A 22,575-nucleotide genomic window follows, 5' to 3' on the forward strand; every position below is an offset into this window, starting at 1 on the left:
ATGCTTGTGTCGCCCCCTATCTCATTTGAACAAAGCCAAATCTGACTTCGAACTTACTCGGTACGAACGATTTGTACGGATGAAGATGATTCTCGGACATCTACTACTTCTATTTCTTCGTTAGAAACGATATGAAGTGTCATCCATCGCTCAGGATCATCTAGAAGTCGAAGCATCGCATCAACATCTTCGAATTGAAGGAATAGGATTCCGATTGCCCGATTCGACCGATCAAAACGAGAAATTTCCGCTCCAATCGCTTGATATAAATTGGTTTGCATGATCGTGTAATCGTCTTTCATGAAACTGAGTCCCATGAAATGCCCTGCTTGTTGACTTGTTAAAGTGAAATATGCGTTTGGCACGGTGACAGGTTTCATTTCGAGCGAGACTGGACGATTGAGTGCCAAATCAATGGTCGCTTTGACCAGATCGACTCCCGTTGCTTGCTCAATGATTTGAGGAATATAATTCCCACCGTTTCGTGGTCCAATATCCATCAAATAGATGTCATCACCTTTGACAAAGATGTCAAAGTTGAGTGGTCCGTGTTGAAGTCCGACTTGTGTGATCATCCGTTGCAACGTCTCATGCACCCGGTCAAGTATATGTGGAGGATGGATACTCGGGAAACTCAAACTTATTGGAGCGAAAGGATTCACCCCTCGTTCGTTGAAGTGATTGTTGCCGAAGCATCGAAACACTAATTGTCCATTCACGATAAATCCGTCTCCACCAACTTGATAACCGTCCCGTCGAACGAATTCTTCTGCGACTACCTCATCTCCGAATGATATGTCGAAAGCAGCAGAAACTTGTTGGCGGAGTCGGTCTACACCATCCTCATAGCACCATTTACTAATTCCTTTACTACCGGATGTATCTGCGGGTTTAATGACGAACTCCCCTTCCATGTCTCGCAACGTGATTACGGCCGACTCCACATCTGTGAACGCATACGTTCTTGGGACGGCGAAACCATGATCTTGTAAAAACGCCCGAAATTTCGCTTTGTTTGTTAACGTCTCGACGACTTGAAGTGGGTTGGTCTTTAAACCTAATGCTTCTCCTACAAACGCCGCGGTTCGAGCGGCTGGATCTGATGCGTATGCCAAAATCCCATCAATTTGTTCTCGTCTTGCAATGTCGAGCACGCTCTCTCGGTCAAGGGAGCTGACCGGATAGTACCGATCAACGACGAGACGACCTGGATTATCCGGTAAATAATCACAAAGGATTGTGAAAATCCCTAGTTCCTTAGCCTTGAGTATGACCGGAACTTGATGCATTGCCCCTCCGAGTAACATGAGTTTGAGCATGATTGGCGTCTCCTTTGCGATTAAATGGATAAAGTAACTCAGCATATGTTTTGGCTGTATTGACATTTAGACGGTGGACGATCAGTTCTTTAGAGCGTTCCCCATGTTCGGTCAATCGTTCGGGGTGATCAAGGTATTTTCGGAGTTGTGTCGCAAGTGATTCAGCCGTCGGATCGCACTTGTAACAATTCACATTTTCATGAAGGTGCCTTGCGACATTGTTGACCTCATGACTGACGACAATCCCCATCCCGGAAGCACAGGATTCAATGATCGTCAAATTACCATTCGAATACGTTGCCGGGAGAACCAGGATGTCAGCTGCTTGATACACTTTATGCAAAGAATCCCACGACTCAATATTTTCCAAAAAGAAGACATCCTCTAGTTGTTCTTCTTTGATGTAGCGTCGACACGCCTCAGCCAAATGTCCATCTCGATTCATAGCGAGAGAAATATGAGGATATTCTGCTTTCAAACTTTTATAGGCTTCGAGCGCGACAAGTGGTTGATAGCGATCAATCAATCGATTGGCGAACAAAATTTGAATGGGATCGTGTTGTTTCTTTTGACGCAGAGGGTGGTCAATATGTGCTTCGATGTCGATTGGGTATGGAGCATTGACGACCTGCTGTTCCGAAAATCCAATCTCTTCAATGAATTGATTCTTAGCCACTTCCCCCATCCCAAAGATAAGATCTGCTTTCTTGAATAATCGACGCATCCATTTCACTTTTCGTGACGGATTCTCTTTCGTCCATAGCGTATTTTCTCCGGCATCCTCGTGCGACACGTTTCGAAGCGGTTCACTCAAGAACACAACCCGGATGCCGAGTAGTTTTCCTAAATGAAGGAGGAGAAAGTGAAATGCCGAAAACCCTCCTAGCATTAAAATATGCGGTCGGAATCGAATCAGTTGAACAAATACATCGAGTGAGGAGTAATCAAATCGATTCGAGTAAACCGATCCCTTTAGAATTTTACAATGTGGCCCTAAAGGCATGGCCCACCAGTCAGGGCGTCGGTCCGTCAACTGTTCATAAAACCAAAATTCTGTCGCATAATAGGGTTGTAACGCCTCACAAAATTTGACCTGATATGGTGCTGCGATATTTGATATGAAGACCAAGCGTTGTTTCGTCACGATTTACACCTCTTTCTTTTCAGTGAGCGTCACGTTTTGCTTCCATACTTCCCGCATCACATAGTCGGTATACGACAAGATAATACGCAATACTTTTTCAGATACGTTTGGCATCGCATAATCGTCTACAAGTCTCGTCGTTTGCTCTGCTTCACTTAAAATCCGAAGGGCTTGGAGCACCCGATTTTGCTTCAATCCGACCATCATGACCGCCCCTTCCTCCATGGCTTCCGGGCGTTCATGTGCTTGACGGATATTCAGTCCTTTAATGCCAAGAATCGAACTCTCTTCACTAATGGTTCCGCTATCGCTCAGCACTGCTTTTGCATGAAGCTGTAATTGAACGTAGTCATTGAATCCAAGCGGTTTCAGCGTGCGAATGTTCGGGTGGAGAGTCACACCCGTTTCTCCAATCCGTTTCGCCGTTCGCGGATGGGTCGAGATGACAAGAGGCAGATTGTACGTCTCGGCAATCGCGTTCAGGGTGTCAATGAGATCGAAGAAATTTTCATCGGAGCTGATATTTTCATCACGATGGGCAGAAACAACAAAGTAACGATCATGCTCCAAACCTAGTCGCGCCACCACATCGGATTGTTCGATGTTTTTTAGTTGTCGATGCAAGACCTCATACATCGGGCTACCCGTTTTGATGACTCGCTCAGGTGGCACCCCTTCCCGAAGAAGATACTCTCTGGCGATATCGCTATACGGCATGTTGATATCTGCCGTATGATCAACAATCTTTCGATTCGTCTCTTCCGGTACGCGCTGGTCGAAGCAGCGATTGCCCGCTTCCATATGGAAGATTGGGATTTTTCGACGCTTGGCGGCGATGGCACAAAGGCAAGAGTTCGTGTCGCCTAGAATCAATACCGCGTCTGGGCGTTCCTGTTCGAGAACCGGGTCGATATGGATCAAGATGTTACCAATCGTCTCCATGGGACTCCCTGTCGCCGTATTGAGAAAATGGTCTGGTTTTCTTAGGCCGAAGTCTTGAAAGAACACCTCGTTTAACTCGTAATCATAATTTTGTCCGGTATGAACAAGGATATGCTCGATGGCTTCGGATTGCTCGAGTTTATGAATGACGGCCGATAGGCGTATGATCTCGGGTCTCGTCCCGACGATGGTCATCACTTTGAGTCGTTTCATCTTGCACCTCCATGAAGTAAGTATCTGGCTCGTCCGGGTTGAACACTTCGTTTACCCACATGACCGTCACCAAGTCTCCCGTCCCGACATTCTCAATGCTGTGTGTATAGCCGACAGGTATATCGACGACACGCATCATCTCACCCGTCACGAAGTAAGAATGGACTTCCTGTTCGCCCACTTTTCGAAAATGAATCTTCGCTTCTCCACTGACGACTAAAAACTTTTCATTTTTCGTATGATGCCAATGGTTCCCTTTCGTGATTCCCGGCTTCGCCACATTGACCGAAACCTGTCCACGGTCTGGCGTCCGAATAAATTCGGTGAACGATCCACGCTCATCCTCATGCTTCAATAAGTCATATCCGAACGCATCGACCGGTAAATAGCTCAGATACGTACTGTACAGCTGCTTTGTGAACGCATCGTCTAACGCGGGAATGGAAAGCGTGTTGCGACTGTCTCGGAACGTATAGAGCAAGTCAGCCAGTCGTCCTAAAGAGATCGGCTCGTGTGTCGGAACATGCTGATACCCCGTATCGGTCGGATGAGACAATGCATGAAGGAACGACTTCATCACGTCATCGATATAAGCGAGTGTTACCGTACGATTCGGGTCATGAATCTCAATGGGTTCTTCCTTAGCGACACGGTCACAAAATGTGGAGACGACGCTGTTATAATGAGGGCGACTCCATTTGCCGAACAAGTTCGGCAAGCGATAGATCATCACACGACGCCCTGTTCGTTCACCCTCTTCGAACAACAATCGTTCGGCTTCCCGCTTACTTTGTCCGTATGGGTTGTCGAGTTCGGCTTGCACCGAGGACGCATAAACGATTGGTGCCTGATTCTTCGCTTGTGTAAGAATCTCGAGAAGATGCGCGGTGAAGCCGACATTCCCTTCAAAAAACTCGTTCTCCTCTTTCGGTCGATTCACACCAGCCAGATGATAGATGAACTCCGCATTGCGACAGTAGGTCATGAACGTTTCCTCGTCCGTCTCACGTGTTTGGGCGAACACGTTATGCCCTTCCGTTTCCAATGCTGCTCTCAAATTTTTCCCGACGAACCCGTTCGCTCCTGTAAGTAAGATGTTCATGAGACCTTCACCCAACTTTTCAACTCTTGTTGGATATAAGGAAGTTTCATGAGCAATTGCTTCACTTGTTCGACGTTCAATTGTTCAGTATTGGCTGAATTATATTCACCCTCGACGGTCAATTTTTTACTACCCTCGCTAAAGTATTTTTCATAGTTGAGGTCCCGCGTGTCAGCTGGGACACGATAGAATCCACCCATATCCTCCGACACCACGTTTTCTTCACGCGTCAAGAGTGTCTCGTATTGCTTTTCTCCATGGCGTGTCCCAATCACTTTGATTGGATTATCGACACCAAACAGTTCGATGAGTGCTTGTGCCAACGTTCCAATCGTCGAGGCTGGGGCTTTTTGAACCATGATGTCTCCCGCGTGCGCATGAGTGAAAGCGAAGACGACGAGTTCGACTGCATCTTCCAAACTCATTAGAAAACGTGTCATGAACGGGTCGGTCACCGTCAAAGGTTCACCCCGCTTGATTTGTTCGACGAAGAGTGGAATGACTGAGCCACGAGAGGCCATCACATTGCCATATCGCGTGCCACAAATGAGCGTCTGATCGGGACGAACCGCTTTTGCTTTCGCGACAAACACTTTTTCCATCATCGCCTTCGAAATGCCCATCGCGTTAATTGGATAGGCCGCTTTATCGGTCGACAGGCAGATGACTTTTTTGACGTGTTGCTCGACTGCTGCCGTCAAGACATTATCAGTCCCGAGTACGTTCGTTTTGACGGCTTCGAGTGGGAAGAACTCACAGGAAGGCACTTGTTTCAACGCTGCTGCATGAAAGACGTAGTCGACACCGTACATGGCATTACGGACGCTGTTCACATCTCGGACGTCCCCGATATAAAATTTGAGCTTATCGTCTTGGTACAACTTGCGCATATCGTCCTGCTTCTTTTCGTCTCGAGAGAAGATGCGAATCTCTTTTATATCTGTTTTCAGAAATCGTTGCATGACTGCATTTCCGAACGATCCAGTACCTCCCGTAATCAATAAGGTTTTACCCGTAAACATCGCAAACCCTCTCCTTTTCCTGATGACTAAACATGGTGAAAGATTGGAAAATAATTGACTGCAATTGGGTTGATAGTAACGTGTTACCCGACAAATCATAAAAATAGGAAGGAACGGATTATCATTTTTTTGAAACATGACATGTTGAAAGTTTGCTGAAATGAAAAAAGACATCTTTTTCAAGATGCCTTTCGTCGATAGCTAACCAGACCCTGCAAGAGTCTCTTTTCGTCATCCCGAAACGTGAATAGCCAGAGGAATATGAAATAAAGGATTCCGAGAAATGCTGCTTTCAGTAAGAAGTAGATTAGCGAGTCGACAGGGAAGTACCGTTGAAGAATCATCCCCATAGCCCCAAGGAATAGAAGGGCTGGTGCAATTTTTAAATGACATTTATAGAAGAAACGCCACATGTTAAGCTTGAGGACACGCATGTATACGATGTTCATGAAGACGATCGAACCCACTATATTCCCAACGAAGATTGCGATTCCTGCACCAATCGCACCATATTGTGGAGATAATAGAAGCGATAAAACCACACTAACGATTGCGACAATGAGAGAAGCAAACGCCCGATACTTAATTTTATTTTCAGCGATCAAGGTCGTTTGGGCAATCTCCTGTGTAAACGTGATCAGTCCAGGAAGAATCAAAAGAAGCGCTACAATATATGAAGGGAAGAACGATTCACCGACCCATAAACCGATAAACTCACGACCAATCGTGGCAAACCCGACGATGATTAATCCGGCGATATACAGCTGAATTCGTCCGACTCGAATCAACAGATCCTCGAGCTCAGATTGACGATTATGAGTCGTCATCCTTGTCACTTTCGGTAAGAAAAGAGAGCCGATGGCAGATGAGATTGTCCATACGTATCCTTCAATGACCATCCCGATTGAGAATAAAGCGATGGAGGCACTACTCGCCAAAGCCCCAAGGATTGTCGGTGTGATGTTTAAGATAAACCGTTGGGCGATGGCAATGACGGTCGTCCATGAAGAAAATGAAAAAATGTCACGATACATGGAGCGGCTATTGTGTAAGAAATCGATCAACGTATCCGTCCTGCGGAACAAATAGAACCCTTTCCCGATAATGATTGAAATCCCGACGAGCGCATTGACAAATACGAGCGCATATAAGCCATAACCGAGCAGAAGTGCACCAACCATCAACAGGACCGTCGCCATCTTTTCGAACAGGTTGAACCAGTTCAACACGACAAACCGTTCATTTGCAATCATAATCCCATTGAACGGTTTTGTCGGGAACAAGACGACAATGTAGAAGCCGACCATGATAAACAGTATTTTTAACGTCTCCACTTCAGATGCGGACAAACTCGCATAAATCGTATCAATCATGAAATAGACCCCGACCAATGCGATTCCAATCAAGATGGCAACTGCTATAAATAGTTTGAATGCCACCCCTAAAAATTTGGCAGCCCCTTTTTGGTCACCTAATGCGTGGTATTTAGAGAGAAAGCGAGAGACCGCTGCCTCCAATCCAAAGTCGAGTGCGAAAATGCTGACGAGCGAGAGTGACAGCATATACAGCCCATAGTTCGCTTTCCCGATCTCCGCAATCATCCAAGGCGTATAAAAGAGTCCTGCCAAAATATTAAATCCGATGGCGACATACGACATCATTACGCCAATCTTGATTTGTCGGGTACTCGCCTGTTCATCAAATTCAACTTTTGTCGCCACGTGACTCCCCCCTTACTTCTGTTGCCAAAAGAACAGATAGACTGGTTCATTGCGAACGAATAGGAACAATAGCATACTGATGGCCACATAATACACGAGAAGTCGTTCTCTTCGATCGAACGATCGGAGTATTTCTGGAATCAAGAGCATGATGAAGATCGAGAAGTATTGAACAATTCGCATCATCGAGGGATTGATAAACGTGAGCGGTAAAAAGCATAACGCCAACAACAAAGCGTTCAAGTAGTGCGTCACGTTCGGATTGGCCTCAATCATCTGTTCACGCCGCCAAAGTGCGACGACAGTAATCATGACGAGTAGCAATGAGAAGTTATATGTGCCTGCACCCGTATAGTAATCATATTCTTCGTACCCGCTGATGGAACGGAACAGTTCGAACAACGGCATCCGAAAAATGAAGAGGAACGGAATCAATGCACCCATCACCAGTAAATATCGCGACGTGATGGCTTTCGTCGCCAAAAAGTAGAACGGGAGGAACACGAGTGCGGATTTATGAATGGTCGCCGCCAACAAAATGATTCCGATAAAGGGCCAAAATCTTCGGTTTTGAATAAAATAGTACCCGACCAGCACTGCCAAGGCGGTGGCAATCGTTTGACGAATGCCGGTAATCGCAAAAAAGGAATAAAACAGCGTTGAAAAAATGAGGAAACTGAGCAACGGTTCCGTCGAATTTCGATAAATCCAAATGCCGAACGGAATAAGAAACAGTAAGGCCACAATCAATAAGTACCATTGATAGTTCTCAGTCACGAGTTGAATCACTTTTTGAATCAAATAGTAACCTGGATCTTTGCCTTCCTCTGCACCAGTCATGACACCGACAAAATGATTGGCAAGGCGCTCCCATGAGATGCGTGTCGTTTCGTCGAACATCCATTTGTACGCCATCGTGTCATCTCCCACACTAAAGTCGCGGAATCCTGACAAGATAATCCATTGGGACGTAGCAATCGACACGAATAAGAGCTTGCCGTGTTTGATCCCATCATCACGTAAGAGGAGTGCCGCCCACGCAATCAACGACAAGATGTTCACAAGATAAATCCACATACGGTCTCCTCCTTTACGTGCGTCAACGATAGCGCAGATTTACCATTCCTCGATAAGCCGTCACGAGGTAGTGATAGAAAAATGATGTGACTTGGAGTCTTTTTTGCATGAACGGACTCATATGTCGGTCCCCTCCGTACCGTTTCATTAAATCGTCCCTCGTCTCTCTCGAAGTGGAACGATAAATCGCATGGAACACGGTGCGAATCGCCTGTGTCGGTTCGCTCGTTTTCGCATCCAACCGAATGAGTAGATCCTCGAAGAAACGTGCCGTCTCAATCGGTGCAAGATCGCTAATTTTTTTCGTCTGTTGTTTCGCATGGATGCGCGACTTCTCGTGTGGTTCGGTCGTCATCTTGAACTGGTATCCCGCAAGTGCCAGTTCCGTAAAACAGACCCAATCTTGGATATAGCGATACGATGTCGGGAATCCGCCCACCTCTTCAAGCGCATGCTTCGGAATCAACAACGCACATCCGCTCAGGCACGTTTCCAGCAATTGATAGGCAAACATCTCTTCGGGCGTAAAGTGTCCTTTCGGCTTACGGCGAGGACGATAAATCGGATTGCCCTCCCCATCGATGAGCTTTGTCCCACACCCTAGGATAAAGTTGGACGATGTTTCGCCCAATTGATTCAAATGATGCACTTGCGTCTTGATTTTATCAGGCTCATATAAATCATCGTGACTGAGCCACGAAAACCAATCACCTCGCATCTTTGAAATCCCTAGATTCAAAGCGGTCGATACCCCACCGTTCGGTTTTTCAAAGTAGCGAATGGCATCGCCATATCTTTTAGCGATGGCAGCAGTCGCCCCCCCATCGTTAGAGCCGTCGTTCACCACGATTACTTCAACGTGCTCATACGTCTGGGCGAGTGCACTTTCGATTGTCTCGCTCAAATAGTCTGCTCCATTGTAGACGGGGATGATGATGGAGACGAATGGCTGTGCCATAAAGAATCCCTTCCTTTCTGATCAATTAACTCCTCGTAGACGTTCAAATAATCGTTGCAACGATCTTCCAATCGGAAGGCATGATGCGCATGTTGGACACATGCTTCCGTATACATGTCTTTCCCGTCTCGTCTGATACGCGCGATGGCATCCATCAGGTAATCTTGACTATGACTCGGGACGACAATCCCGCAAGATGTCGGAACGAGTTCAGGGTTTGCCGTCCCGTCCAAGACAATTGCTGGAGTGCCGCAAGCCATTGCTTCGGCGGTCACTTTCCCGAAGGATTCTTCTTCCGATAGATTTAAGAAGACGTCGGCAAGTGCATAATACTCAGCAAGTTCCGAGGCGTCGTTTGTCAAAGGAATGTGAATCACGTTCTCCGGTAACCGTCTATTCGGTAAAGACCCTACCAAAATCACGGTGGCATCCTCCAATTGTTCCGCTACTTCGATCCATTTATTTAACCCTTTGGAGTCATCCCATAAGCTAGCGACCCCAAGCAAGACGAAACGGTCGTTCAGTCCGAGTCGGTGGCGTAAACGGTTCGTCTCCCTCGGATAAAATATCGTCGGATCAATCCAGTTGTAAATACGTCGGATGATGGCAGCTTGCCCGAGGAATGAGAAGCGTGCTTCCGTCGTGATCCAGTCTGATACCCCGATGACCGCAAGACGAGGAATGGCACGAAACCAGCTCTGTTTGTCTCGCCACATGAGTGCGGTACGGTCAAGCCCCCAACTCGGATTATCAAGCGCGAGTCTCGGACAATCTCCACAGCCATTTTGCCAGCGATCACAGCCGGTACTCGTATAATGGGTACATTTCCCGGTGTAGAACCAACAATCATGTAAGGTCAATACGGTCGGTGTGTCCGTTTTCGCAAGCCATGTCATCAACGTCTCCAGATGAATATAGTTCGAGTGCAAATTATGGAGATGCACGACGTCCGGTCGATTCGCTTCAAAGTGTGCAATCAACTCCGACGTGGCACGCTTGGATGAATACCCTTGTTTTCCTGTGACACGAGACAAGAGCGCGTGACGTTTTTGATCGAATGGAGAACCAATCCGAAATCCCGACCCCGTCTCAGGTCCGCGCGCATAGGCCACATAACTCTCATGACCGGATTGATTGGCGATGGTCGAGAGTTCTTTACAGATTCGGCCCGTACTCATCACTTCATGGATCGCATTTATGTGAACAATCCGCATCGCCCTCTCCTCCTTCAAGCGATTCAATCATACTTATAGTGATAATACCGATCTTTTCCTCTTTCACGTTTGTTCATGACGAGACCGAGGAGATTGGCTCCTGATAACTCCAGCTGTTCTTTTGCCTTGAGGACATAGTCACGGTTTGACGTTTCACAGCTGATGACGAGAATCGTTCCGTCGGCCTCACTTGCAAGAATTCGGCTATCCGCCACCTGCATGAGAGGAGGAGCGTCGATAATGACCATGTCATACATGTGTTTAAGTTCTTCTAATAGCGTCTTCATCATCGGGGAAGCCAACAACTCCGAAGGGTTCGGTGGAATCGGTCCCGCAGGAAGAAGGTGCAGCTTCGGCACTTGCGTCGATTGGATCGAACGCTCTAGGGTCGTCCGTTTCGCCAGAATCGTCGAGAGTCCTAATTGGCCAGGTAGTTGAAACGTGAAATGGGCAGTCGGCTTTCGCATGTCACAATCCATGAGCAAGACACGCTTCCCTAGTTGTGCATAGACGATGGCAAGGTTCGAAGCCGTCGTCGACTTCCCTTCGCCAGGCGAGGCAGACGTCACGACAACCGACCGTAAGTCCGCCCCGAGTGACGTAAATTGTAGATTGGTCCGAATCGTTCGATACTGTTCCGCAATGGGAGACTGCGGATTGACAAGCGTGATTAAACTTCGTCTCGTCTCACGAGCTTTGTCTTGTGTCTTTGGCAGATGAAACATGCTTTTCATCCCCTTTCACGGAAGGATTTACTTCTGTCACAGGTTCTTGTTTAGACCGCTTCGCGGCCATGTCTCGCTTTTCGATGACAGGAATGTTACCGATGACCGGGAGTGAGAGGAGTTGTTCGGCCTCTTTCTCATCCCGAACTCGCTTATCGAACGTGTAGCGAACGAGTGCGAGCACACTTCCGACGACAAAGCCGAGAACCACTCCGATTGCCGTATAAATCAACATATTGGGTGACACCGGGAATGCCGGAACTTCGGCAACAGACAAGACACGTACGTTGTCGATGTTCATCAAGTCCGGAATCTCATTCGCAAACACTTCAGTAATGACATTTGCAATGTCCGTTGCGACAACCGGGTCACTGTGTGAGACAACAATGTTGATGACTTGTGACTCTTCCTCACTCTCGACGAGGAGAATCTCACTGATATCTGTTGGTGCATTCGGTACTTGTGTTTTCACTTCATTCAAAATGGCAGGACTCCGCATGATGACTCGATATGTGTTGATCAGCGACAGAGAAGAGGAAATTTGGGTGCTGTCGACAATGTTTGACCCTACCTCTTGTTTCGGAACAATGAGTACTTGTGTCGATGCCTCGTAAGTTGGTTCGACGACATACTGACTTAAATAGTAGGCTGTTCCGCCCCCAATCAAAACGGTCAAGAAAATCAGGAGTTTACTCTTTTTAAAAACGGCGAGTAAATCCGCCAGAAGCATGGTCTGACTATTCACGTGTGAACCCTCCTTCAAAGTACGTAGCTGCAGTTTCTAGTAGATTGAATCGTTGTGTGGTTACTACTTACCCTTGCCCCTCTGACAATCCAAAAGAAATGTTGACCATCTTTTTATAAACTATCAGGAAGGTCGTCTTCCGGTGAACGTATCGTAGATGTTTTTCATTTCCGCATGGGAGCGTTCGATATCATAGGCCTTAGCCGATTCCGTGTTCCGTAAGCCCATCTGACGTGATAAGTCGAAATCAAAACGCATCGTTTGAATCGCACGCGCAAATCCTTCTACGTCGTTCGGCGCACATTTAAACCCGGTCACCCCGTCAACTGAATAATCGTTGATTCCATGGATATTCGATGTGATGATGGGTAACCCCGCCGCCATTGCCTCAAGTGCCGCCATCCCGAGTCCTTCCCGCTTCGATGGAAAGACGAAGCAATCCGCCGCTTTCATGATTTCGAATACATCATCCCGAAAACCGAGGAGCCTTACCCGATCCTCCAGTCCTAATTCCTGAATGACCTGTTCGAGGCGCTCTCTTCCATCTCCAGTTCCTGCAATCCAGTATCGAATGGTCGGGTCATGTAAGGAGGAAATAGCTCGAATAATGGTCTCATGGTTTTTATTCTCATTCAGTTCGCCTACCGATAGAAGGACAAAGTCCGCTTCGGCCTCGACGCCAAAAGAACGTCGCTTCTGCGGACGATTGATTTTTACCTGCTCGATTCGCTTCGTGTCGACCCCGATTCCTGGGATGCGATACGTATGGGACGTCTTGAACGTCTGAGCTCTTGAATAGTCTTCTTCGTTGATTGTCACAATCGTATCCGTCAATCTGGCAAGCGTTCGCTCCACCGGATAGTACAACATCCAATTCAGGGACGGACTTCCTTTGAAAAAATGAAAGCCATGTGCCGTATACATACAGGGTGTGTTCGTCTGTCTGGCGACTAACCGTCCGACCACCCCGCCAATCGGGGAATGACAGTGGATGAACGTATACGTATGAAGGGTCATGACTCGCTTCAGCTGTTGATAGGCACGGATATGATTGTTCATCTTTTTAATATCTCGATGAAAATCAATCTGAAACAGGGTCACACCTTCTGATTCTAAACTCTGTTTGACACGTTCAAGTTTTTCATCACTATACATGCTGCCCCATTTATAGTTCGTGGCGACATGTACCTCATATCCCATGTCTTGCAGGGTTCGGATGTTATCTCGGTTAAAGCTCTCAATCATCGATATGACGGACGCGACCATTAGGACTTGTTTCATCGGGTGATCCTCCCTATACACGTTTACGTAAGTAGTCGACACCGCGGAGCATCAGAACGAGAGGTACCGTTTGCTCGTATTTACATAGTTGAAAGAAGGAACGCCATTTCAAATCAAAATAACGCATGTCGATTTGGGCATAGGCGTCTTTGTATTCCTTTTGACGCAATACTTGCTTCAACGTCTCTGCCTGGGCATAGAACGGTTTATTCGAAACGAGTTCGTTCAAACCAATCCCGATCATGCTCAGAGCGATTCGATTGTATAAAGCGCGATGGTAATCCTCTCCGAGTTCATGCTCCTCGATATAATCTTTTAACATTTGAAAGAACTCCAGTCGTGACTCGATAAAATTTCGGTGATATACGCTAGTTTCTGACTGTGCGTTTGTTTTCCGATAGTGGTAGACGGGGTAATCGATGTAGATGAAACGCTGACAATTTTCGAGCGCTTGAATTTGGAAGTAAAGATCGACGAACGTCCCGTACGGACTCGAAAATGACAAATGTCGAATCAGGTCTCGATGATAGAGCGTAATGCAGTTCGAGTTGAGCGCATCGACCGTTTCTGGGAAGGCAAGCTCCTCCCCGACGAGTCCGAACAAACGTCGATGCACGAACCGTCTCGTATCCTTCGCATCATAGGACAGAAAATCCGCATCGAAGATTCGTTTCGGTAACGAGCGACCCTCATACTCACGGACGTATGTCCCCATGACGGCATCGGCCTGCTCGTGCTCGGCATGTTCCACCAACAGACGAATCGCATCCATGTCCAACCAATCGTCGCTATCGATGAACATCAAATATTCACCTGTCGCCATCCGCATCCCCCGGTCGCGACAAAACGAGCACCCGCGGTTCGTCTGATCAATCAGTTTCACACGAGAGTCGTCATCATATTCCAACATGATGTCGAGACTTTGATCGGTGCTACCATCGTTGATGACGATGATTTCAAGGTTTGGATAGGTCTGGTTTACCAGACTCGTCAAACACTGACGTAAATAAGCGCTCGTGTTGTAGACGGGCACGATGATGCTAACGAGCGGGTTCGTATGACGCATATGCATTCACACTCCTTCGTTGTTTTCTCATCAAGCAATCCGCGATGAGTGACTATATCTCGTTCTTCCCATTCAAATTTTGGGATAAATCCGAACTAGAAAGAGTGATGAATAATTTTTTAGTGAATTATCAAACTGCTGACTCCCCCACTTGTAGAACACAAAAAGACGAACCAGCGTACCTGATTCGTCAATCGCTATGACCGCAAAGAGACGGTCCTTATGTGATTTCTTGTTCCTCTTGATCTAGATTCATCATCACGTTACGGAACAGCCGCTCATTCCCACGGTCCGACACATAGGAGTTATGCGGCGTGAGACTCACCCATTCAAATTCATAGAGTGGATGGTCAGGTTGAATCGGCTCTGTCTCAAACACATCGAGTGCGACACCGAAAAACTTACCTTCTCTGAGCGCTTCGACGAGTGCACTCTCGTCGATGATCGCCCCTCTGGCGACGTTCATGAGGATCGCATCCTCTTTCATTGCCGCAATGGCCGCCTCATCAATCAGATGATACGTTTCATCCGTGAGTGGCAACGCGAGAATGATGACGTCACTTTCTTGTAAGACCTCATGGAGTTCATCCATCAACACATATCGATCGACAAATGGAACGTCTTTCGGTCGACGACCGACACCGATGACGCGCATCTCGAAAGCATGTAATCGTTTCGCAATCGCCTTGCTGACGTTCCCCACGCCGAGAAGGACAGCGGTCTTCCCACTCAACTCGCGCAGACGCCGTTCTTTTTCCCACTGACGATTTTGTTGTTTTTCCCGAAACGCAGCACCATGTTTTATAAAGTCGAGCAATTGCCAGACGACCCATTCCGCCATTGGCACGGCATATGTATCACCGGCGTTATAGACGTGAATGTCCCGTTTCTCTAATGTTGCGACCGGCAAGCGGTCGAGCCCGGCGCTTACGGCTTGAACGACCTTCAATCGAGGAAAATCTTCAAGTGCTCGGTAGGCAAACACGTTCTGACAGACGAGCACTTCTACTTCAGATACATCTCGTCCTTGAATTTCTGACTCTTTCTGAAGAACTGTGACCTCATGTCCCCGTTCTTCCAACTGTTTTTGTTGTTCTGGAGATAAACGCATCCCCGTCACCCAAATGTTCATGAAAAAATCCCCTTCTTTTGCTGTCTATCCGAAGTGATGGCTTGCACGTCTCGCGTCAAAATCAGACGATTCAGCTCAAACCATTCCGATGGCATCGATTCGAGCTGTTGTTCATATGCTCTAATTCTCCATACCCCTTCTTGGAATAGTTGAGCCTGATTAGCCGTTATTTTTTCAACAGATCCGAGGTGACAAAAACTACGGGACAGGATGACCAACGACGAACCAAGACGCTTATGCTCTGCAATGATTTTTTCCGCCGGAATGTGCCCTTCCCCGATACGGGCAATGCCACCAAACCCATAAGGAATTCCTGCTTCACGAATTTGAGTGACAATCGCTTCAACGAGTCCATTCGTGAGCGGTTCAAACAAAAAGTTCTGCTGATAACTCAAATGAAGGTCGTTTAGCCCGATATGAATATAGTCAATTCCAGTTAGTCGAAGGACGTCGGGCATGCACTCGACCGCTTCTCTTGTCTCACAAAGGAGGCAAACCTTTACGCGTCCTTCCACCAATTCGATGAAGCGTTCCACTTCCTCAACCGTCTTATAATAAGGAAGCATCAAAATGTCCGCCCCACGCGAAATGGCCTCCTTCACCTCATACGCCGAGCCCGAGTGAATCGGATTAAGTCGGACGAGTAATTTGGCATGCTTCAGTACAGATCGGACGCGACTGACGTCATGCATCGTATGCCTAGAAATCACCGTGTCCAAGTGCCCCTGGCGCTCGACTTTACCGTTCAATTCTAAATCAACAAAAATCCAATCCACTCCGTTTTGTTCAGCCAACTGCGCGATTTTCGGCTGATTGGTAATATACATGAACGTCAGTGACATCATCATAACCTCCTCCCAGAAATTGTTACCCTTTCGAATTAGCCATTGCCTAAAACAATCAAACAGAAATTCATGAAACTTTTTTGCAACGCATCACTGTTTTTAAAATGGTACCGAAAATAAACTCACAACTTCTTTTCCGTTTTGTTTGAAATCAAGAGAATCGGCAATATTGTCTTTACCGATGAACATTGCAGCATGTTTATACAAAAAAGGAGGGGCTTTCATATGGAATGGATTGTGATTTTTGGTGCAGGCGGGCACGCACAAGTATTAATCGATTTGTTAGAACTAATCGGAATCTATCGAATCGCAGGAATCTATGATGATAGTCCAAACTTGATTGGGAAAATGATTTACGGATATCCAGTTCTAGGAGTCATTGGCTCAAACATCATGATCCGAAAGGGCATTATCGGAATCGGAGACAATGTTCAACGCTCAATTGTTGCACAAAAAATTTTAGATAAGGCTTCAGATTTTGAATTCATCTCTGCCGTTCATCCAAGTGCCATCATCGGCAAAAATGTAACCATTGGTCCAGGAGTAGCTGTGATGGCAGGGAGTGTCATCAATTCAAATACGGTTCTTGAGGCACACAACGTCGTCAATACGATGTCTTCTGTCGATCATAACTGCCATCTCGCACCTTTCTCTTCTGTTGCGCCAGGTGCTCACCTCGGAGGGAATGTTCGACTTAATGAACGATCCTTCGTCGGAATGGGGGCGACGGTCATTCATAATATTCTCATTGAATCCGATACCGTTGTCGGTGCTGGTGCGACCGTCGTCAAAGATTTGCCTTCTGGTATAATCGCATATGGAACGCCAGCATCAATTCAGAAAAATAGAACCCCTTATGAGAAATATTTATAAAAACTGCAAAAGGACGTTAAAAATACCTCGTAAAATCTGGATTTCCAATCCGAATTTTACGAGGTATTTCTATGCTTCAATTCCTAAACACTAAAAAAGTTGATAAAAGATTTTTAGCGTCCTAAATTCTAATTTCCTCTTAATTTATTAAAATTAAATACCGATATATATATAGTAATGATTTTTTAACCACTGCCCGTACAAATAATCAAATGACTTATGTGTTGACATTCAATCATGAAAAATAAATTCTAATAATGTATGGATTTTAGAATAGGACAGACCTTTCAAGTAATGAATTACTGTTTGTCTACCTGATTCCATGACTTACGACAAGTTGATAAGGAGATTTTCATGCGATATCTCGTTTTTGCCTCACTTTCATGTCTTTTTTTATTATCTGGTTGTTTCACAGATGAACCAAAACCGTCCAAAAAGTATAACAGTCAATTCCCAACTGAATCGTTTATTCGAAAACATTTAATGACGGACAAGAGTTTGATTCAAACAGATATCACCAATCGGGACCATGAATTTTTGTCTGAGTCCCTCGGTCTTTACTTCCTATTTTTAGTTCAACAAAAACGTGAAGACGAATTTGCCCAGCAAGTCGATGTGCTCAAACACTATTTTTTGGATGACTCTAATCTAGTCAGTTGGCGACTCGAACAAAGCGATGACACGATCACCCAAAGTCCGGCCAATGCATGGATTGATGATGCTCGAATCGTTCATGCTTTATATCAGGCAGCAGATGTATTTGACGAGAGGTCATACGCCGACTTAGCCAAACGCATCGCCGAGCCACTGACGACATATGCAGTAAAAGACGGGCTTCCCGTCGATTATATCAATCGGTCTACAAATGAAACAGGTGATGTGTTGACCCTTAGTTATTTAGATGAATCCGCACTCCGTCTTATGTCATCATCAAATGATTTATACGAAAACAGTAAGAAACTACTTGAAAATGCGCCTTTGAGCGAGCCATTCTTTGCAAAGTCCTATTCTATTCCCGAGAAAACGTATCAATTCGATGATGAAATCAATATGATTGACCAACTCTATGTCGCTCTTCGTTATGAACAATTCGGATTATCGACAAACTCTTTCTATATGTTTTTTAAAGATGCCTTTAATCAAGGTCCGGTGTTTGGTCGGTACGACCGAGTGACAAAAGAACGAATTGTTGATTATGAATCTCAAGCCGTCTATGCGTTAGCTGTTTTTTATTTACTCGAACGCGACGAGCGTGAGTTCGCGGAAGAAGTGATGGCACGTCTACAGTCATCGATGGTCTCAGATTCTTCATCTGAATATTTCGGAGGGTATCTTGACATCTCAACAAAAGAGACACACTCATTTGATAACTTATTACCATTACTAGCAGAAGGGGGACTTGAGAATGGATACCTCATTCCGTAAAACGAGTCTGATTAGTGTACAAATCGGTCTTTTGCTCCTTGCCGTCGCCGTATTGTTTATGTATGTGCCCGATTTAGGAAAAGTACAAAACGAGGGAATGGTGCTCATCGCCCTAGCCGTATGTATTAGTTTGTTTGCAGGAATGCGAGCTGGTTTATTCACTACCTTATTCATCTTATTTTTATTCGGAAGTCTTTATTTTTGGAATATCTTCTTTCGTCCTGGTGACCAAACCTTCCTTTTTTCAGAAGCCACTCTCTTCTACTATGGACTTTGGCTTATCGGTCTTGTGATTTTGAGCGGGAGCATCTACGAGCGAATCAACCAATTGAGTCAATCCAATATCGCATTACTCGAAAAAGTCAGACGCCTCGTCGCAATTGATGATGAGACCGGACTCGACAATGCCGATCGTTTCGAATTAGAGCTTCAATTAGAAATCGACCGGACAAATCGTCATGGTGAATCGTTCACCGTTCTTTTGTACAAAATTGATCATTTATCGGATTTTAAAGGATTGTATGGTGCAGAAGAATCGACGCGGTTCTTAACGTTTTTTAGTGAACGGTTACATCAATCCACACGAACGACAGATAAAAAATTTCGATTATCCACTGAGGAGTTCGCTCTCATTTTACCGTATGCTTCAGAAGAAAATATGGAAATCATTTTGAACCGCTTCAGAAAAATGATTGGGGACTATCACCTCTCGAACGGAAAAACGATTTCATTCACGAATCATATTGCCCATTATACCGTCACAAACCAATCTGGCGTTGAATCAACAAAGGACGTTTTAGGTCTCATGCGAAACGAGTTGAAGAGCTATGCGCTATAAAGTGTTCTTCTTTTTATTTGCGTTCCTTTGTATGCCACAACTGGTCCACGCACAAGGATCTCACGTTACAATTATTTATAGTTCTCAATCGAATGATACACCGCCAGAAGTATACAAATTAGATGCACTCGTTTCTCGATTCTCTGAAAATATTGATATCATTCGCGATACAGAAGTAATGACGGATTCACTTAGTAAGACGAGTCATCTTTTCTACTACGGTGTGAATCCCTCTTCAATCCCTGAATCGACTCGTGAACAAATCAATCAGTCAAACATTCCCCTCTATGGCATTGGATACAATGTAAATCAACTCAATGTCTTCGAGAAACTTGACACTACACGTATTCAAGGTGTCTCAAAGTTTCATCAAACGCGAACGGATACAAATTTGAACTTTGAGTTAGCCGATACTGTTTTTTCGGTAAATCATGATGATTCAATCGTGCACGCGAGTTTGATTGAGAAAAATACGAAACGGCCGTTGATTATTCAAACCGATACTCATTTTTACTCGGGAGCCTATAACCTCTTGAACCGGTCTTCCCTACTCGTGGCAGACAGTTTATATGACTTTTTTAAGGTCGAAGCAAAAAATGAACATCTGGGCTACCTTCGATTAGAGGATATTAATCCAAGTACAGATCCGGTTCTTCTTGAAAAGGTCGGCGATTACTTGTTAGACCGTGATATCCCAATCCTCTTAGCCGTGATCGCAGTGTATGTCGATCCCGATAGCGGACAAAATGTTCACTATACTGACCGTCCGGAACTGCTCAAAGTGATCAATCGGCTCGAAGAACGCGGAGCTACGGTGATTTCACATGGATACACCCATCAATATCGCTCTTCTGAAACGGGAGAGGGTTTCGAATTTTGGGATGTCGAAAACAATCAACCTGTTCTCGTTCCTTCAAATGAGACGCCCCCGATACTAAAGCAACAAGAAGCGTTCAGTAACGACTATGACTATCAACAGTACATGGAAACGGTCCTTGAAGGCGAAACGAACTACATTCGTTCGAAATTGACACGCTCCATTCATGAGCTCGTCTCGCTTGACCTGCATCCCTTAGGTTTTGAAGCACCTCACTACACAATGTCGCACTCTGGCTATAAATTAGCATCAGAGCAATTTTCGAATATTTTCGGACAAGTACAGTGGAGCAACACCGACTGGGAAGTCATGGGGACCACGCCTTACATCTCAAAGCCTACTCTGTTACATGGGATGACACTGTATCCGGAAACAATCGGATATGTGCGTACCGACCTGCCTAGACCCGTCGAGGAAATGCGTCGAGCACGTGATGAGATGATGATTGTCCGGGACTCGATGATTGGTGGATTTTACCATCCTTACATCGGAATAGAGCACTTACCTGCTCTCGTGGACATGATGGAATCGACTCCTGGTTTCCGATGGTTCAATTTGCGTGAGCAAGATGAGCAGGTGAGCACAGCAGACGTATTGGTCACAAGTGTGGATGGCACCCTCGTATTGCGGGATGACCGTTCTCCATTAATCAATCAACTAAAGCTGTATCTCCCGACATCATTTCTTGAACGTTCACTTTTGGCACTCGCCCTTATTACGCTAGTAGCAGTCCTTACTTTTTTAATATATACACTTTACTTGCGCACGCAACGTAAAAAACGACTCTTTAAGGAGCGTGGGTAATCATGGCAAACATACTCTTCTTATTTTCACTCGTCATGATTTGGGTGATGCTTTTATACCATATGTTTTTAATGCAAGGTGGGTTTTGGCACTTCATAACATTTCGAAATCCTATCCCTGAATGGTCAAAGCATATGCAAGACTTACCAAAAGTCTCTGTTTTGATTCCGGCTCATAACGAAGCTGTTGTGGTAGCCGCGACTTTACGAGCGATGTCACGAATCGCCTACCCGCATGACAAACTTGAAGTCATATTAATTAATGACAACTCGTCAGATCGAACGGGCGAAATCGCTCAACAGTTCGCAGACAAGTACAACTTCATCCATGTCGTACAAACCACACCCGCGTATGCAGGGAAAGGGAAATCATCTGCCCTTAACTATGGATTAACTCAGTCTACCGGAGATGTGATTGTTGTCTATGATGCTGATAACACACCTGAAAAAGATAGTGTCTATCATTTAGTCATGGGGTTATTGAATGACCCGAAAGCCGGTGCGGTCGTAGGGAAATTCCGAGTGACAAATGCGTATGAGACACTTCTCACTCGTTTAATCAACATTGAAACGATTTGTTTTCAATGGATGGCTCAAGCCGGTAGATGGAAATGGTTCAATATCGCAACAATCCCTGGAACAAACTTTGCGATCCGTCGCTCGATCATCGAAGAACTGGGGGGATGGGATGAAGCTGCACTTGCGGAAGATACAGAACTAACCATTCGTGTTTATGAGCTCGGATGGCACATTCGTTTCTTCCCTGCTGCGATTACTTGGGAACAGGAGCCTCAGACACTTAACGTTTGGTGGAAACAACGAACACGATGGGCTCGTGGAAATCAGTATGTAGTTCTAAAATTCATGAGTCAGCTTTTTTCATTGAAGCGAAAAAAAATCGTGTTCGACATTATTTACTTCTTCTTCACTTACTTCCTGTTCTTCTTTGGAGTCATTCTCTCGAACAGTTTATTCATCATTAATTTGTTTATCGATATCGGACTTGAAGTCGGAAACATTACACTCATCTTATGGATTCTCGCCTTTTTGCTATTTGTGACCGAAGTATTTGTCACACTCAGTATCGAGCGTTCTGAATTCAACGTTCAAAACTTTTTCACCGTGATTTTGATGTACTTCACGTATAGCCAACTTTGGATTTTACTTGTCATTTATTCACTCTATCTTGAAACAAAACGTATAGTATTCAATCAAGAAGTCAAATGGTACAAAACAGACCGATTCGACTAAAG

General features: G+C 45.5%; 20 protein-coding genes. 5 read left to right on the forward strand and 15 right to left on the reverse strand.

Annotated features, from left to right (window positions below):
• Nucleotides 1-53: 53 nt before the first annotated feature.
• The 15 genes from KNO92_RS00330 to KNO92_RS00400 form a co-directional block, all read right to left on the reverse strand.
• Entirely contained in the window at nt 54-1,319 is a 1,266-nt protein-coding gene (locus KNO92_RS00330) for an ATP-grasp domain-containing protein (RefSeq protein ID WP_251126945.1), read from the reverse strand.
• Complete coding sequence (locus tag KNO92_RS00335; RefSeq protein WP_214694169.1) at nt 1,258-2,463, reverse strand: glycosyltransferase family 4 protein; 1,206 nt, start codon at nt 2,461-2,463, stop codon at nt 1,258-1,260. The genes KNO92_RS00330 and KNO92_RS00335 overlap by 62 nt, the downstream gene beginning before the upstream one ends.
• 3 nt (nt 2,464-2,466) lie before the next feature.
• A complete protein-coding gene (gene wecB, locus KNO92_RS00340; RefSeq protein WP_214759643.1) occupies nt 2,467-3,618 on the reverse strand; it encodes a non-hydrolyzing UDP-N-acetylglucosamine 2-epimerase in 1,152 nt (383 codons plus the stop codon).
• Nucleotides 3,545-4,720, reverse strand: a complete 1,176-nt coding sequence (locus KNO92_RS00345; RefSeq protein ID WP_214759644.1) for a polysaccharide biosynthesis C-terminal domain-containing protein — start codon at nt 4,718-4,720, stop codon at nt 3,545-3,547. The genes wecB and KNO92_RS00345 overlap by 74 nt, the downstream gene beginning before the upstream one ends.
• Nucleotides 4,717-5,742, reverse strand: coding sequence for a polysaccharide biosynthesis protein (locus tag KNO92_RS00350; RefSeq protein WP_214694200.1), 1,026 nt, complete (start codon nt 5,740-5,742; stop codon nt 4,717-4,719). Before KNO92_RS00350 ends, KNO92_RS00345 begins: the two co-directional genes overlap by 4 nt.
• 179 nt (nt 5,743-5,921) lie before the next feature.
• Nucleotides 5,922-7,463, reverse strand: coding sequence for an oligosaccharide flippase family protein (locus KNO92_RS00355; RefSeq protein WP_214694209.1), 1,542 nt, complete (start codon nt 7,461-7,463; stop codon nt 5,922-5,924).
• A gap of 12 nt (nt 7,464-7,475) precedes the next feature.
• Nucleotides 7,476-8,540, reverse strand: coding sequence for an EpsG family protein (locus KNO92_RS00360; protein ID WP_214694211.1), 1,065 nt, complete (start codon nt 8,538-8,540; stop codon nt 7,476-7,478).
• A gap of 22 nt (nt 8,541-8,562) precedes the next feature.
• The gene (locus KNO92_RS00365; RefSeq protein ID WP_214694219.1) at nt 8,563-9,498 is read right to left on the reverse strand and encodes a glycosyltransferase family 2 protein; all 936 of its coding nucleotides are present in this window, start codon (nt 9,496-9,498) and stop codon (nt 8,563-8,565) included.
• Nucleotides 9,441-10,712: a glycosyltransferase gene (locus KNO92_RS00370; protein WP_214759646.1), complete on the reverse strand. Its 1,272-nt coding sequence runs from the start codon at nt 10,710-10,712 to the stop codon at nt 9,441-9,443. The genes KNO92_RS00365 and KNO92_RS00370 overlap by 58 nt, the downstream gene beginning before the upstream one ends.
• 23 nt (nt 10,713-10,735) lie before the next feature.
• Nucleotides 10,736-11,437 (reverse strand): CpsD/CapB family tyrosine-protein kinase, encoded by a 702-nt coding sequence (locus tag KNO92_RS00375; RefSeq protein ID WP_214694226.1) that lies wholly within the window; start codon nt 11,435-11,437, stop codon nt 10,736-10,738.
• Nucleotides 11,400-12,182 carry a YveK family protein gene (locus tag KNO92_RS00380; protein ID WP_214759648.1) on the reverse strand — a complete coding sequence of 261 codons (783 nt, stop codon included), beginning with the start codon at nt 12,180-12,182 and terminating at the stop codon, nt 11,400-11,402. Before KNO92_RS00380 ends, KNO92_RS00375 begins: the two co-directional genes overlap by 38 nt.
• Before the next feature lie 123 nt (nt 12,183-12,305).
• Entirely contained in the window at nt 12,306-13,463 is a 1,158-nt protein-coding gene (locus KNO92_RS00385) for a glycosyltransferase family 4 protein (protein WP_214759650.1), read from the reverse strand.
• A gap of 13 nt (nt 13,464-13,476) precedes the next feature.
• Nucleotides 13,477-14,529, reverse strand: coding sequence for a glycosyltransferase family 2 protein (locus tag KNO92_RS00390; protein WP_214759652.1), 1,053 nt, complete (start codon nt 14,527-14,529; stop codon nt 13,477-13,479).
• A 220-nt stretch (nt 14,530-14,749) separates the two neighbouring features.
• Nucleotides 14,750-15,661, reverse strand: coding sequence for an NAD(P)-dependent oxidoreductase (locus tag KNO92_RS00395; protein WP_214694233.1), 912 nt, complete (start codon nt 15,659-15,661; stop codon nt 14,750-14,752).
• A complete protein-coding gene (locus KNO92_RS00400) occupies nt 15,658-16,503 on the reverse strand; it encodes an aldolase/citrate lyase family protein (protein WP_214759654.1) in 846 nt (281 codons plus the stop codon). Before KNO92_RS00400 ends, KNO92_RS00395 begins: the two co-directional genes overlap by 4 nt.
• A gap of 228 nt (nt 16,504-16,731) precedes the next feature.
• Here KNO92_RS00400 and KNO92_RS00405 point away from each other — a divergent pair, with 228 nt between their 5' ends.
• The 5 genes from KNO92_RS00405 to KNO92_RS00425 all read left to right on the forward strand — a co-directional run bounded on the left by KNO92_RS00405 (nt 16,732) and on the right by KNO92_RS00425 (nt 22,573).
• Nucleotides 16,732-17,379: an acetyltransferase gene (locus KNO92_RS00405; RefSeq protein WP_214694237.1), complete on the forward strand. Its 648-nt coding sequence runs from the start codon at nt 16,732-16,734 to the stop codon at nt 17,377-17,379.
• 354 nt (nt 17,380-17,733) lie between these two features.
• Complete coding sequence (locus KNO92_RS00410; protein ID WP_214759655.1) at nt 17,734-18,804, forward strand: glycosyl hydrolase lipoprotein; 1,071 nt, start codon at nt 17,734-17,736, stop codon at nt 18,802-18,804.
• Nucleotides 18,785-19,642: a GGDEF domain-containing protein gene (locus tag KNO92_RS00415; protein WP_214694240.1), complete on the forward strand. Its 858-nt coding sequence runs from the start codon at nt 18,785-18,787 to the stop codon at nt 19,640-19,642. The genes KNO92_RS00410 and KNO92_RS00415 overlap by 20 nt, the downstream gene beginning before the upstream one ends.
• On the forward strand, nt 19,632-21,323 hold the full coding sequence (locus KNO92_RS00420) for a DUF2334 domain-containing protein (RefSeq protein WP_214694242.1): 1,692 nt from the start codon (nt 19,632-19,634) through the stop codon (nt 21,321-21,323). Before KNO92_RS00415 ends, KNO92_RS00420 begins: the two co-directional genes overlap by 11 nt.
• Nucleotides 21,324-21,325: 2 nt before the next feature.
• Entirely contained in the window at nt 21,326-22,573 is a 1,248-nt protein-coding gene (locus tag KNO92_RS00425) for a glycosyltransferase family 2 protein (protein WP_214759656.1), read from the forward strand.
• The last annotated feature ends 2 nt before the right edge of the window (nt 22,574-22,575 follow it).

It is taken from the genome of Exiguobacterium sp. s129 (assembly GCF_018617585.1).
In the GTDB taxonomy this organism is placed as follows: domain Bacteria; phylum Bacillota; class Bacilli; order Exiguobacteriales; family Exiguobacteriaceae; genus Exiguobacterium; species Exiguobacterium aestuarii_A.

Bases quoted from the DNA above. Each gene is read 5' to 3' on its own strand.
- KNO92_RS00330 (WP_251126945.1), bottom strand. From the start codon at position 1,319: ATGCTCAAACTCATGTTACTCGGAGGGGCAATGCATCAAGTTCCGGTC.
- wecB (WP_214759643.1), bottom strand. From the start codon at position 3,618: ATGAAACGACTCAAAGTGATGACCATCGTCGGGACGAGACCCGAGATC.
- KNO92_RS00345 (WP_214759644.1), bottom strand. From the start codon at position 4,720: ATGAACATCTTACTTACAGGAGCGAACGGGTTCGTCGGGAAAAATTTG.
- KNO92_RS00350 (WP_214694200.1), bottom strand. From the start codon at position 5,742: ATGTTTACGGGTAAAACCTTATTGATTACGGGAGGTACTGGATCGTTC.
- KNO92_RS00360 (WP_214694211.1), bottom strand. From the start codon at position 8,540: ATGTGGATTTATCTTGTGAACATCTTGTCGTTGATTGCGTGGGCGGCA.
- KNO92_RS00365 (WP_214694219.1), bottom strand. From the start codon at position 9,498: ATGGCACAGCCATTCGTCTCCATCATCATCCCCGTCTACAATGGAGCA.
- KNO92_RS00370 (WP_214759646.1), bottom strand. From the start codon at position 10,712: ATGCGGATTGTTCACATAAATGCGATCCATGAAGTGATGAGTACGGGC.
- KNO92_RS00375 (WP_214694226.1), bottom strand. From the start codon at position 11,437: ATGTTTCATCTGCCAAAGACACAAGACAAAGCTCGTGAGACGAGACGA.
- KNO92_RS00385 (WP_214759650.1), bottom strand. From the start codon at position 13,463: ATGAAACAAGTCCTAATGGTCGCGTCCGTCATATCGATGATTGAGAGC.
- KNO92_RS00390 (WP_214759652.1), bottom strand. From the start codon at position 14,529: ATGCGTCATACGAACCCGCTCGTTAGCATCATCGTGCCCGTCTACAAC.
- KNO92_RS00395 (WP_214694233.1), bottom strand. From the start codon at position 15,661: ATGAACATTTGGGTGACGGGGATGCGTTTATCTCCAGAACAACAAAAA.
- KNO92_RS00400 (WP_214759654.1), bottom strand. From the start codon at position 16,503: ATGTCACTGACGTTCATGTATATTACCAATCAGCCGAAAATCGCGCAG.
- KNO92_RS00405 (WP_214694237.1), top strand. From the start codon at position 16,732: ATGGAATGGATTGTGATTTTTGGTGCAGGCGGGCACGCACAAGTATTA.
- KNO92_RS00410 (WP_214759655.1), top strand. From the start codon at position 17,734: ATGCGATATCTCGTTTTTGCCTCACTTTCATGTCTTTTTTTATTATCT.
- KNO92_RS00415 (WP_214694240.1), top strand. From the start codon at position 18,785: ATGGATACCTCATTCCGTAAAACGAGTCTGATTAGTGTACAAATCGGT.
- KNO92_RS00420 (WP_214694242.1), top strand. From the start codon at position 19,632: ATGCGCTATAAAGTGTTCTTCTTTTTATTTGCGTTCCTTTGTATGCCA.
- KNO92_RS00425 (WP_214759656.1), top strand. From the start codon at position 21,326: ATGGCAAACATACTCTTCTTATTTTCACTCGTCATGATTTGGGTGATG.